This is a genomic window from Paenibacillus sp. FSL M7-0134, assembly GCF_038007865.1.
Lineage (GTDB): Bacteria > Bacillota > Bacilli > Paenibacillales > Paenibacillaceae > Paenibacillus > Paenibacillus polymyxa_B.
Map to the genome: position 1 here is coordinate 3,488,312 of NZ_JBBOXV010000001.1, position 14,876 is coordinate 3,503,187.

Consider the following 14,876-nt stretch of genomic DNA (forward strand, 5'->3'; position numbering starts at 1 on the left):
CTTGCAGGTTTTACAATCCTACCGTACATGTACACCCAGTTTTGTAAGTAATACCGGGAGTGGGCGGGGGAGGACAAAGGCAACGATGCACATCCACCACAAGCCGGGAGAGAACATGGATGTGGATTGGGCCGGAAAAATAAACTGAAGTTAGTGTTTAAACACTAACTTCAGTTTAAGGGAGGAATTATGAGTATGGAAATTTTTGAGCAGTATGAATCCAACGTAAGAGCATATTGTAGAAACTTCTACGATGTGTTTGACCGGGCTAAAGGTGCACTGATTTATTCAGAATCCGGAAAGAAATTTGTTGATTTTTTTGCAGGAGCAGGAGCTTTAAATTATGGACATAACAACGAATACATCAAACAAAAGATACTCGCTTATCTTGAATCGGACAGTATTACTCATGGGCTTGATATGTACACAAAAGCGAAACGTGAATTTATCGAAAAATTCTCGCAGATCATATTGGAACCCCGAAAGTTAAACTATAAAATTCAATTTTGCGGGCCTACAGGTACAAACGCTGTAGAAGCATCGCTGAAGCTTGCCCGAAAGATCACTAAACGGACTGGTATATTTGCGTTTATGGGAGGATTTCACGGAATGTCGCTGGGGAGTCTGGCTGTTACCAGCAACATTCAGAAAAGATCTTCCTCCGGCATAGCATTATCCGATGTTACCTTTTTCCCATACTCCGAGAGTCCAATTGACTCATTCGATACTATTGAATACATGGAAGCCGTTCTAAACGACGGTCACTCGGGAATCGAAAAACCGGCGGCTATTATATTTGAAACCATTCAGGCGGAAGGCGGCGTAAATATAGCTTCACCCGAATGGATGCTCAGGCTGAGGGAACTTAGCGACAGACACGGTATTCTACTGATTTGCGATGACATTCAGGTTGGCTGCGGACGCACCGGACCGTTCTTTTCATTTGAACGTGCCGGGATGATCCCTGATATTGTACTGCTTTCCAAGTCAATCAGCGGGTATGGCCTTCCCATGTCTATTCTGCTGATGAAACCGGAACTTGATGTCTGGAAGCCTGGTGAGCATAACGGTACGTTCCGGGGAAACCAGCTTGCTTTCATTGGAGCTACAGCTGCGTTGGAATATTGGGAAATGAATAATTTGGAACAGTCTGTGAAATATAAGGAAGCATTTGTAAGAGAATATTTAACCAAGCAGATTTTGTCATTACATAAGGGCCTGACCATTCGGGGTGCAGGTTTGATTTGGGGTATTGATTTTTCCAATGTGGAGGATGAGCGAATCACGCAAAAAGTAGTAGAGGAATGTTACCAAAACGGTTTAATCATCGAAAGCGCAGGAAGAAAAGACAGTGTTATAAAACTTATGCCTCCGTTAACCATCGAGCTTGAACTTTTGCAGCAGGGTTGTTCAATTATCAGACAAGCTATTCAAGAGAATATAAATAAAGTATTGGAGGTCGAAAGTTATGGATAAAATCGCCATTATAGGAATAGGATGCCGTTTGCCAGGAGGAATAAGGGGGCCTGAGGAGTTCTGGGAAGCATTGACTGCGGGAAAAGATATGACTTCCGATTTACCCGAAGGCCGCTGGGATTTAGAAAAGTTTTATGATCCTGACAAATCAAAGCCAGGCAAGCATTACACCTGTCATGGTGGATTTTTAGATAAAATAGATGAGTTTGACCCTTTGTTTTTTGGTATTTCTCCAAGGGAAGCGGCCTTTCTTGATCCACAGCAAAGACTGATGCTGGAGACATCATGGGAAGCAATGGAAGATGGAGGCTTGGATCCGGCCAAGCTAGCAGGAACCAATACCGGTGTCTTTGTAGCGGGCTTCACCCTTGACTATCAAGCAATACAATTTAAAAACGAATCGGTTGAAAGTTTAGATACACATTCGGCAACGGGTATGATGATGACAATGTTGTCCAACAGGATTTCATATATATATGATTTCAGAGGTCCAAGTTTGTCTGTAGATACAGCGTGTTCGGGCTCTTTGGTTGCAACACACCTTGCATGCGGGAGTTTATTGAATAATGAATGTAATCTCGCAATAGCAGGCGGAGTAAGTGTTATAGCTACACCTGAGTATACCATAGCGGAAAGTAAGGGTGGTTTTTTATCTCCCGATGGACGGTGCAAAACTTTCGATTCCAGTGCAAACGGTTATGCAAGAGGAGAAGGAGCCGGCGTTGTGGTTTTAAAACGCCTGTCAGATGCTATCGAAGACGGAGATAGGATTTATGCCGTAATAAGTGGATCGGGTGTAAACCAGGACGGCCACACAGACGGGATTACTGTTCCAAACGGGCAGGCTCAGGAAAACTTAATGAAGGAGGTATACAAAAAGGCAGGAATATCACCTTCAGATATAACATATATTGAAGCTCACGGCACCGGCACTCCGGTTGGAGACCCTATTGAGGCTAATGCAATAGCACGAGTGGTTTCAACAGACAGGCCAAAAGATAAAAAGTGTATTGTCGGATCTGTTAAGACAAACATTGCCCACCTTGAGGCCGCTGCAGGAGTTGCCGCACTGATAAAAGCTTCACTAATCATAAAGCATAAGCAAATACCTCCACATCTGCACTTTAAGAATCCAAACCCTAAAATTCCCTTTGACGATTTATGTATACGAATTCCTCAGACCCTGGAGCCTTTGCCGCAACCCGCATTGGTTGGCATAAATTCATTCGGTTTTGGAGGAACAAATGCCCATATCCTCTTGGAGGAAGCTACAGATCTCCAAAAAGAGGGTACTCCTGAAGTTAATGTAAATACCGGATGGCCATATATGATTCCCATATCTGCGCGCTCAGAAAAGGCGCTAAAAAACTATGCGCAAAAGTATGTTGATTTTATTAATGGAAGTGGAGAAAGTATTTCTTTATATGATATTGGAAGCATGATGAGCAAAAAGCGCACCCATCATGACTATAGACTAGCGGTTTCGGCATCTTCAAAGGAAGAACTTGCAGGAAACCTGGAAGCGTATATTAAAGGACAAGCACGCCAGGGGATGTCTGCGGGAAATGTTGAGGCAGGAAAGTACAATAAAGCTGTTTTTGTATATACAGGTATGGGGCCCATATGGTGGGCTATGGGCAGACAGCTCCTTGAAAAAGACCCTGTGTTTAGAAATATGATAGAAAAATGCGATAAACTTACACGTCAGTATGCTGGATGGTCTCTACTGGAGGAACTTCTCGCCGATGAGGAGAATTCACGTCTGGACCAGCCCCAGTTTGCTCAACCTGCCAATTTTGCTGTTCAGGTGGGTTTGACTGAAGTATGGAAATCCTTGGGTATTATACCCCATGCGGTGGTAGGACACAGTGTTGGAGAAGTGGCTTCTACATATGTTGCAGGAATTTACAGCCTTGAAGATGCCATGTTGGTAAGTATTCACAGAAGCCGTGCACAGCAAAAAGCAGTAAACAAGGGCACAATGCTGGCGGTAGGTTTACCAGAAAAAGAAGTTGTGGCCCTGCTGGATGAGAACATAAAAGGTGTTTCAATGGCAGCAATCAATAGCCCAAATTCGGTAACTTTGTCAGGTGATCCTGATGCCCTTGAGCAGATCCAAAAACAGTTGCAGGATAAGGGGGTTTTTGCGCGGCTTTTAAAGGTCAATGTAGCGTATCACAGTTACCAAATGGAACCATATGAGCAGGAGCTATTGGAGGCATTAAAAGGAATAAAGTCCCAGCCTGCCGGGATACCGATATATTCCACGGTTACAGGGAAAATGCTGACGGGTACAGAGTGTGATGGACATTACTGGTATAAAAATGTAAGAGAGCCGGTACGTTTTGAAGCAGCAATGTATGAAATGATTTCGTTGAATTATAACTTATTTATTGAGGTGGGCCCTCACCCTGTTTTAGCAGCTTCTATTTCTGATTGTCTGTCAGCTAAAAACGTTGAAGGTAAGAAGTTGTTCTCTATAAAAAGAAATGAAAACGAACAGGTTTCAATACTGGAGAACTTAGGGAATCTATATGCACTGGGATACCCTATAGATTGGAACAAGATTTACCGGTACCAAGGTGAGTTTGTAAGTCTCCCTCTTTATCCATGGCAATGGGATAAATACTGGATGGAAACGCAGGAATCAAGTGAATTTAGGCAGGGAAAAAATAAGCACAAGTTTTTAGGACGCCGTTTGAAAACTTCCAGCCCTATATGGGAGATTGAACTTAATACTACCTATATGACGTATCTTTCTGATCATAAAATACAAGGTATAGAAGTTTTCCCCGGAGCAGGGTATGTAGAGCTGGGAATGGCTTGTGCCAGAAGCTATTTTGGAGAGGGTTTTTATACAGTTGAAGATATAAAGTTTGAAAATGCTTTATTTTTAAATCAAGGAGTATCACCTGTGGTGCAGGTGGTTTTGGATCCAAAAACCGCAAAATTCGAGATTTCAAGCAGGATACCGGGACAAGATAAGACTTGGACATGCAATGCATCCGGCACAATAAGAAAACGGCAAAACATAAAGATCACTGCTAAAGATGAGTTGATTCAAATACTTGGCAATTGTACCAAAGAATACGGAAAAGAAGTATGTTATAAAACCTTCTATCAAATGGGTTTCCATTATGGTCCTTATTTCCAAGGTATAGACAAGATATGGAAAGGTGATAACGAAGCTCTTGGCAGGATCGAGATCCCTAAAATACTGGAGATTGATAGCTCTATCTACGGTCTTCACCCGGCGGTATTGGACGCCTGTTTCCAGGTTACCATTGCGGCAGTTGCACCACTTAATGAAGATGAAAATAACGAAGGCCAATCATTCCTACCTGTAGGAATAGACAGGGTGCAGCTTTATGGAAGGCCGGAGCCTGTCATGCTTTGTCATACGCAGATGGTAGATAGGAAAGATAATAATTTGAACGCCAACATCCGTCTATATAGTGAGGACGGAAATCTAATCGCCGAAATACTGGGCATAAGAACTAAGGAACTTGGAAATAGTGGAGGGTCTGATGCTGGAAGAGTTAAGGATTATCTTTATGAGATAAACTGGGAGCTTCTAAAAAGTGAAGAAGTTGATACCCGCACAGCTGCTGCTAACTCTGGAGCATGGCTTATTTTTGTGGATCATAAAGCAGCAGGAAAAGAACTGGCAAATCTCCTTGAAAAAAGGGGAGAAGAATGCTTTATGGTATATCCTGGTGAGAATTTTGGTTGGCAGTATGAAGAGCGTGAGATATATATAAACCCTCGAAGCATTGAGGATCTTAGAGCGTTGTTTGATGAATTCTCAAAAATTAAAACGAAGCTAACAGGTATTGTATATATGTGGAGCCTCAATATCCTTGAGATCCAGGAAGTTAGTAATACAGCTATAGAAAAAGCTTGTTTTGAAAACCTGTTTGTATTAAAACACCTGGTACAAGCAACCACAAATCTGGGATTAAATTTTAAGCTGTGGGTTATTACAAGAGGAGCCCAAATGATCAACAGGGCTACTCCAAATTCTGCATTCTTACAGTCGTTGGTATGGGGCCTTGGCACCGTCATAGGTTACCATGAGTTGCCTTCAAATTGGGGAGGCCTTGTAGACCTTGACATAGAGGCCAATGCGGGTGAAATGGAAATGCTGTTAAAAGAAGTCTTAGGTAATGGAGAGAACCAAATTGCTTTCCGTAATGGGAATAGACTTGCAGCAAGAATCGATAAACTGCGGATTGATATGCAGCATCAAGTACCCGTACATCTTCGCCCCGATGGAAGTTATGTTATTACAGGTGCTTTTGGTGGCATAGGTATGATTACAGCCCAGTGGATGGTTGCCAAGGGAGCAAGACATCTGGTACTGCTTGGACGCGGAGAATTTCCAAAACGTTCTGAATGGAACAATGTAGAGCCAGGCAGCAGCCTTGCAGAGAGGATTGAGTTTGTTCGTAAGCTGGAGTCCCAGGGGGCAACAGTATATATTGGATCAGTGGATGTAACTGATGAGGAAAAGCTTGCTGGATTTTTTAAAGATTTTGATAAGGAAGAAAGGCCTCCTATTCGAGGTGTTGTACATTCTGCTGGTATTACGGATGATCAATTTCTTGAGGTTAGTAAAGATGAGACTTTTTATAGGGTCCTTTCGCCTAAGGTAAATGGTGCATGGAACCTTCACCGTATGACAGAGGGACGGCCTATTGACTTCTTTATTTTATTTTCTTCAGTTGCTTCTGTATTTGGTTCACCAGGCCAGGGAGCATATGCAACTGGGAATGCCTTTTTGGACTCACTTGCACATTACCGTTTATCGAGAGGACTTCCTGCACTGAGTATCAATTGGGGACCATGGTCAGAGGTTGGAATGGCTGCAAGGTTTATGGAACGTGATCCGGAGTATTATATACAAAAATCCATAGAATCTGTAACGGTAGAAAAGGGAATTAGGGCTATGGAGCACCTTGTTGGAGAAGCTGTTGCACAGTCTGTGGTTCTACCTATACTCTCGTGGCAAACGTTTGGGGAAAAATGGTTCTCACCCATGAGTTCTCCACATGTGCTTAAAACTCTTTTGCAAGATGAGTCAGGACAACAAGAGAATATAAATAAATCAAAGGTGGATGTTGATATCCTGGAGGATATTATTTCATCTCCAATACAGAGCAGGCAGAATATCGTTGAAATGCATATTAAAACAATAGTAGCGAAGGTTTTGCGTTATAATCCTGAGGATCTAAGTACCAAACAACCACTAACTGTTTTTGGGATGGATTCATTAATGGCCACCGAAATAAAAAACAGGATGGAGGTTGCCTTTAAAACACCTGTTTCCATAGTAGAACTTCTTAAGGGTTCCAGCATATACGATCTTTCCGAGCAAATGATATCAAAGCTATACGAATCGGGAAAGATTTCAGAACAGGATTCCCTAAATATGGGTAAGGCTGAGTTTGAAAGAATACCTAAAGTTTCTGAAAAAGAGTACTATGAAACCTCATCTGCACAAAAGATGATGTATATCATTAATAATCTTGAGGGTAACAACATTGGGTATAACATACCTGTGGGAATTTTATTTGAAGGTGGGATTGAAAGGGTTGCCCTTGGGGAAGCATTAAAAACATTGATACAAAGGCATGAAGCATTTAGGACATCCTTTGAGATGATTGATGGGGAGCTTGTGCAAAGGATACAAGATGAAGTTGATTTTACTATAGAATATTTTGAGTCTGAGGAAGACGGAGTAGAGAAAATAATCGATGAATTTGTAAGACCGTTCGATTTAAGCAAAGCACCCTTAATAAGAGTAGGTCTTATAGAAATCCATGCTAGCAGGCAAATACTTTTGCTTGATGTACATCATATAGTCTCGGATGGAACTTCAATAATCAGGACTTTTGATGAAATAGTTTCTATATTAAGTGGTGAAAGCCTTCCGGCAATGGAGGTGCAATATAAGGATTTTGCCCAGTGGCAGAATGGCTTGTTTAGCACTGAGGTTTACAAAAAGCAGGAAGAATACTGGCTTAATAGGTTCAAGGGTGAAATTCCTATCCTTGATATGCCTACAGATTATCCTAGGCCTGTCCTTCAAAGCTTTGAAGGAAATAGGTTGCTATTTGATTTAGACAGTCATTTGATGGATAAATTAAATGTACTTTCCTCCCAAACAGGAGCCACCGTGTATATGATACTTCTTGCGGCATTAAATACACTAATGTATAAATACTCAGGACAGGAAGACATAATTATTGGTACTCCTATAGCGGCAAGAACTCATTTTGATACTGAAAGAATACTGGGGATGTTTATAAATACCCTGGCATTAAGGAATTTCCCAGAGGGAAATAAGGCCTTTACTGAGTTCTTGGAAGAAGTAAAAGAAAGCTCCTTAGAAGCATATGAAAATCAGGAATACAGGTTTGATCAGTTTGTGACAAAACTTAACGTAAAGAGAGATTCAAGCAGAAATCCTTTATTTACTGTTATGTTTAATATTGTTCCTTCTGATGAGCATATTATGGAACATCGTGGTGAATTAAAGTATTCCAAATATCCGGTTGAAAGTAAAACATCAAAATTTGACCTAACATTCCAGTTGATACCAGATGGTCATAATATAATATTATGGATGGAATATGCTACACGTCTGTTTAAGAAGGAGACGGTAGAAAGGCTTGTTCAGCATTACTTTAATATCCTTGAAGAGATAACCTCAAACCCTGAAAAAAAACTATCAGAAATCAATATGTTATCCCAAGAAGAAAAGGAGCGAATAATATACGGCTTTAACGATACGAAGGTTGAATTTGAACATCACCTGACGGTACACCACCTGTTTGAGCAGCAGACGAAAGTACGTCCAGACAATATAGCAGTAGCGTATGAAGGCCGTAGATTTACATATGGCCAGATCAACCAAAGGGCAAACAGGATAGCAAGGTACATGCTAAAGGCTGGCACTGGTAGAGAAGAAGCCGTAGTTGTCATGCTGGAGAGGGGACCCTTATTTGTAGAATCGGTACTTGGTATATGGAAAGCAGGGGGGGCTTACATACCTGTAAATCCAAAATACCCTACACAAAGGGTGCTTGATATATTTAAGGAATCTAAAGCTGCCTATGTGTTGACCTTATCAGATTATGTGACCCAGCAGCTTAGTGAGAACTATAAAGGCCGAATTATATACCTTGACCAGTGTGAAAAAGAGATTGAGGCTGAAAGTGGCGAAAACCTAGATCTAGATATAGACATAAATAGTTTGGCCTATGTTATATATACATCTGGTTCAACTGGTGTACCAAAGGGAGCTATGATAGAGCATCTTGGCATGATAAACCACATCCATGCGGAAATAAAGGAACTTTGTATAACTAACAACAGCATAATATCCCAGAACTCGCCTCAATACTTTGATGTATCTGTATGGCAGTTCTTTGCAGTCCTAACCATAGGAGCTCAAATTATCATCTATCCAGATGAAATAGTAAAGGATGTTGCAAGGTTTACGAATCGGATCATAGAAGATGGCATAACGGTCCTTGAGGTGGTACCTTCATACCTTGCTTTAATGCTTGAGTATGTGGAAAATACAGGGAATAAACCGGAAAAACTTCATTACTTGCTGATAACGGGAGAAACCGTAAAATCCGGCATAGTAAGGAAATGGTTTGACCTATGTCCAAATACTAAAGTAGTTAATGCCTACGGACCTGCAGAGGCAGCGGACGATATTACTCTATATACTATGGAAGCTGCTCATGAAGGAGAGAACATTCCTGTAGGCAAGCCTATACAAAATATGAATCTATATATAACAGATAAAAACATGAACCTGTGCCCTATCGGAGTAAAAGGAGAGATCTGCGTCTCTGGAACAGGTGTAGGAAGGGGTTATTTAAATGACCCTGAAAAAACAGCCCATGTATTCCTTGAAGATCCTTTCAGAGAAGAAAAGGGGATAAGGCTGTACAAAACAGGAGACCTGGGAAGATGGCTGCCTGACGGGAATATCGAATTCCTGGGCAGAATAGACCATCAGGTTAAGATCCGCGGATACCGAATAGAGCTTGGAGAAATAGAAGCTCAGCTTCTAAAACATTCTTCAATAAAAGAAGTTGTGGCAGCAACAAGGGAAGACCCCCAAGGGAACAAGTACATCTGTGCATATATAGTTGGAGAAAGTGAATTGACAATACCGGAATTAAGGGAGTATCTCTCCAAAGATCTGCCAGACTACATGATCCCTTCATATTTTGTACAGTTGGAAAAACTGCCTTTATCAGCGAATGGCAAGGTAGATAGAAATGCCCTGCCTGCCCCTGATGGAAATATTAATACAGGGGTAGACTATGCTGCACCATTCGGTGAAATTGAGGAGAAGCTTGTACTGATATGGAGCCAAATCCTTGGAGTCCAGAAGATTGGAGTAAATGATAACTTCTTTGAATTAGGAGGAGACTCATTAAAGGCAACCAATCTTGTATCAAGGGTTCATAAAGAATTTGACATAGAATTTGCATTAAAAGAAGTGTTTATGGGTCCTACAATTTCGGCAATAGCAAAAAGTATTAAAAATAGACTTAACGATACAGTGGAAATCGAAGAAATTTTAAGCATGATTGAAAATCTATAAATAGGAATTAAAAGAGATGAAATAGAGAAGAGGGACGAAGTTATGGATAATTTGATGAAAAGAATAGAATCTCTTTCTCCAGAAAAAAGAAAGCTATTTGAGACGATGCTAAAAGAAAAAGGAAAAGATGTTTCAAAATATACGCCAAATGCCTTTTCTGGAATACCTTCTGCCAGAGAGCAGGAATTTTACCCTATGTCATCTGCCCAGAAAAGGCTGTATATACTAAACGAGCTTGAAGGAGCAGGTACTGCATATAACATGCCAGGCGTCGTACTGCTGGAAGGAAACATTGATGCAGTACGCTTCGAACAGGCATTCAAGGAGCTAGTAAAAAGACATGAGGCTCTGCGCACATCATTTCATATGGTTGAGGGTGAACCAGTACAAAAGGTTCATGATTACGTGGATTTCAGTATTACGTACCTGGAACTGGATGAAGAAAAAGCAGCAGAAATAGTCAAAGAATTCATAACGCCCTTTGATCTTAGCCAAGTTCCATTACTGAGAGTAGGACTTGTAAAAACGAACGAAGACAGGCGTGTTATGATGTTTGACATGCACCACATAGTATCAGATGGTATATCAGTCAATATACTTATGAGTGAGTTTTTGGATTTGTACCAAGGGAAGACCCTTTTGCCACTACGGATACAGTACAAGGATTTTTCTGTATGGCAGAAGGAGATGTTTGCCGGAGACTCAATAAAGAAGCAGGAAGAATACTGGCTCCAGACATTTAAGGGTGATATACCGGTACTGGATATGCCTACTGACTATCCAAGACCGGCGGTACAAAGTTTTGAAGGAGATGCTGTAAGCTTTGAAATAAACCCTGAACTTTCAGTCAAACTAAATAAGCTTGCAACAGATAATGGAGCTACCTTATACATGGTACTGATGGCTGCATATAACGTACTCCTGTCCAGATACACTGGACAGGAAGACATCATAGTTGGAAGTCCTGTAGCCGGAAGGCCCCATGCTGACCTGCAGGGTATCATTGGTATGTTTATAAATACCTTGGCCATAAGGAACTATCCTGAGGGAGAAAAGACCTTCGTCCAATTCTTGCAGGAAGTAAGGGAAAATGCGTTTTTGGCTTTTGAAAATCAGAACTACCAGTTTGAAGAACTTGTAGAAAAACTTAATCTCATGAGGGACATGAGCAGGAATCCTCTTTTTGACACTATGTTTGCACTGCGCACTTCAAACAAGACAGAATTTGCAGCATCGGGTATAAACTTCAAACAATACAACAACTGGCTGGAAGGCAGAAAGGCAAAATTTGACCTTATGCTTGAAGTGGTAGAGGGTCAAGAAGGTATAACATTTAACCTTGAATATTGTACCAGGCTGTTTAAGAAGGAGACAATAAAAAGGTTTGGAACCCATTACATTACCGTTCTTGAAGAGATAACGGCATGCCCTGAAAAAAGGTTGTGGGAAATTGATGTACTGTTACAGGAAGAAAAACAGCAAATCCTATATACCTTTAACGCTACAGAGGCACAGTATCCTAAAAACAAGACTATCCATCAGCTTTTTGAAGAGCAGGCAGAGAAGAACCCTGATCATGTAGCTGTGGTATTTGAGGGTAAAAAGCTTACATTTAGTGAACTCAATAAAAAATCAAATGGGTTGGCCCATGTATTAAGGGCTAAAGGAGTCAAACCGGACAGTATCGTAGGTATTCTGGCAGAACGCTCACTTGAGATGATAGTAGCAATCCTAGGGGTATTAAAAGCAGGAGGGGCATATCTTCCCATAGATCCAGATTATCCTGAGGAAAGAATAAGTCATATGCTGGAAGACAGCCGGGCAGTGATCCTGTTGACCCAATCACATTTTATAGACAAATATACATCAATAGGTACAGTAATAAATTTAGAAGATGAGCAGGAATATTCAGATGAACAATATAACTTATCGGAGGTAAATAAACCTTCCGATCTAGCTTACTTAATATATACCTCAGGCTCTACAGGTAAACCCAAAGGGGCAATGATAGAGCATAGAAACATAGTAAGGCTGTTATTTAACAGTAAAATGCAGTTTGATTTTAACGAAAATGATGTATGGACTATGTTTCATTCTATGAGTTTCGATTTTTCCGTATGGGAGATGTACGGGGCGTTGTTATATGGGGGCAGATTGGTGGTAGTTCCTAAAATGACAGCACGCAGCAATGTAGAGTATCTGAGACTTCTAAGGAATGAGAAGGTGACCGTATTAAATCAGACACCTTCAGCCTTCTATAATATAGCCAATGAAGAAGTATCATATGAAGAAAAAGAACTTAAGATAAGATATGTCATATTCGGAGGGGAAGCATTAAAGCCTGCATTGTTGAAGGAATGGAGAAAGAAGTACCCGCAGACTAGACTCATCAATATGTATGGAATAACCGAGACAACAGTGCATGTCACATATAAAGAGATAGAAGAGGAAGAAATTAGATCTAATGTGAGCAGCATAGGAAGGCCTATACCAACCCTTACAACATATGTAATGGATAAGAACATGAAAGTTGTTCCCATTGGAGTAGCCGGAGAGCTTTGTGTAGGAGGAGACGGAGTTTGCAGAGGATATCTTGGAAGACCGGAGCTTACAAAGGAAAAGTTCGTTCAAAATCCGTACAAGCCGGAAGAGAGGTTATATAGATCTGGAGACCTGGTCCGGTTATTATCTGATGGAGAAATGGAATACCTGGGTAGAATAGACCACCAGGTAAAGATAAGAGGCTTTAGGATAGAGCTTGGTGAAATAGAAGCACAACTGCTAAAGCATCCTTCAATTGAGGAATCTTTGGTGATTGCAAAGGAAGACCATCAGGGCAGTAAATACCTGTGTGCATATATAGCGGGAGAAAATGAGCTGACAATATCAGAACTAAGGGAGCATCTCTTAAAAGAACTGCCCGAATACATGGTACCATCATACTTTGTGCAGCTTGAAAAAATGCCATTGACAGCTAATGGCAAGATAGACAGGAAGGCATTGCCTGAACCCGAAGGTAATATAAATACGGGAATAGAGTATGAAGCGCCTATAGGCGAATTTGAAGAGAAGCTTGCACTGATTTGGCAAGACATCCTTGGAATTAAGAAGATAGGAAGAAATGACAACTTCTTTATGTTAGGTGGACACTCTTTAAAGGCTACAAGCCTTGTAGCGAGAATTCACAAAGAGTTCAATATAGACATGCCTCTTAAGGAAATATTTAAGGCTCCAATTATAGCGGAAATAGCAAGGTATATGAAGGAAGCAAAGGAGAGTATATATCAATCCATCCAAACTGCTAAAGAGATGGAATACTACCCTATGTCATCAGCCCAAAGAAGGCTGTATATATTAAATCAGTTTGAAGGAGCAGGGACAGCATACAATATGCCAGGCAGCTTGCTGGTTGAAGGCAGTATTGATCTGGAGCTTTTTCAGAAGACCTTCCAACAGCTTATAAATAGGCATGAGACCCTTCGAACATCTTTCCATTTCATAGAGGGTGAACCCGTCCAGAAGATCAATGATCCTGTGGGTTTTAGTGTAGTGTATCTAGAATCTGACGAAGAAAAAGTGGGGGAAATCGTAAAAGAATTTATAAAGCCGTTTGATCTTGGAATTGCTCCGCTGCTAAGAGTAGGCCTTGTGAAAACGGGAAAAGACAAGCATGTCATGATGTTTGACATGCACCATATCATATCTGACGGTAGGTCCATGGATATACTGGTACATGAGTTCATGGATATGTATGGAGGAAATAACCCTTCTTCCCTCCGTATACAGTACAAGGACTATTCTGTTTGGCAGAAGGAACTATTTGCTGGGGACAAAATAAAGAAGCAGGAGGAATACTGGCTCCAGGAATTTAATGGAGAAATTCCTGTGCTGAATATGCCAGTAGATTACCAAAGGCCTGCGGTTCAAAGCTTTGACGGAGGTTTTATCCGTTTTGAAGCAGGCAGTGAGCTTACGGGAAAACTTATTAAGCTTGCAAGGGATAATGGGGCTACTCTTTACATGACATTGCTTGCTTCATACAACATACTGCTGTCTAAGTATACGGGGCAGGAAGATATTATAGTGGGAAGCCCTATAGCTGGAAGACCTCATACAGATTTACAAGACATAATAGGTATGTTTGTAAATACTTTAGCCATGAGGAACTATCCCCAGGGAGAAAAGACCTTTGCTGAGTTTCTAAAGGAAGTAAGGGAAAACTCTATAAGGGCTTATGAAAATCAGGACTACCAGTTTGAAGAACTGGTGGAAAAGCTTAATGTAAAGAGGGATATGAGCAGGAATCCTCTTTTTGATACTATGTTTGTATTGCAAAATACCGGCTCATCAGAATTGAAGATAGATAGGCTTAAGTTTATACCCTATACAAATGAATTTAGAATATCCAAATTTGACTTGACATTAAATGCTCGGGAAACCCAGGAAGGTATTGCATTTGATTTGGAATATGCCACAAGGCTGTTCAAGAAAGAGACTGTAGAAAGGTTTGCAGCCCATTACCTTAATGTTCTGGAAGAGATAACGGTTTATCCTGGAAAAAGGTTGTCAGAAATTGATATGCTTTCACAGGAAGAAAAGCAGAAAATACTATATGACTTTAACGATACAAAGGTCCGGTATCCTAAGGATAAGACTATACATCAACTGTTTGAAGAGCAGGTAGAAAAGACACCCAATAATATTGCTGTAGTGTTTGAAGATAAACAGCTGACTTATAAGGAAGTAAACGAAAAGGCAAACCAACTGA

Annotated in this window: 3 protein-coding genes; all 3 read left to right on the forward strand. The window is 40.8% G+C overall.

The features are described from left to right. The first annotated feature begins 195 nt into the window (after positions 1-195). On the forward strand, positions 196-1,476 hold the full coding sequence (ectB, locus tag NSQ58_RS15745; protein WP_025719505.1) for a diaminobutyrate--2-oxoglutarate transaminase: 1,281 nt from the start codon (positions 196-198) through the stop codon (positions 1,474-1,476). Further along, positions 1,469-10,108: a non-ribosomal peptide synthetase/type I polyketide synthase gene (locus tag NSQ58_RS15750; RefSeq protein ID WP_341057719.1), complete on the forward strand. Its 8,640-nt coding sequence runs from the start codon at positions 1,469-1,471 to the stop codon at positions 10,106-10,108. The genes ectB and NSQ58_RS15750 overlap by 8 nt, the downstream gene beginning before the upstream one ends. 42 nt (positions 10,109-10,150) lie before the next feature. After that, positions 10,151-14,876 (forward strand): amino acid adenylation domain-containing protein (locus NSQ58_RS15755; RefSeq protein ID WP_341057721.1); only part of this gene is annotated, 4,726 nt, incomplete at its 3' end.

Excerpts from the sequence above, each read along its gene's own strand:
- ectB (WP_025719505.1), top strand. The coding sequence starts at position 196 with ATGGAAATTTTTGAGCAGTATGAATCCAACGTAAGAGCATATTGTAGA.
- NSQ58_RS15750 (WP_341057719.1), top strand. The coding sequence starts at position 1,469 with ATGGATAAAATCGCCATTATAGGAATAGGATGCCGTTTGCCAGGAGGA.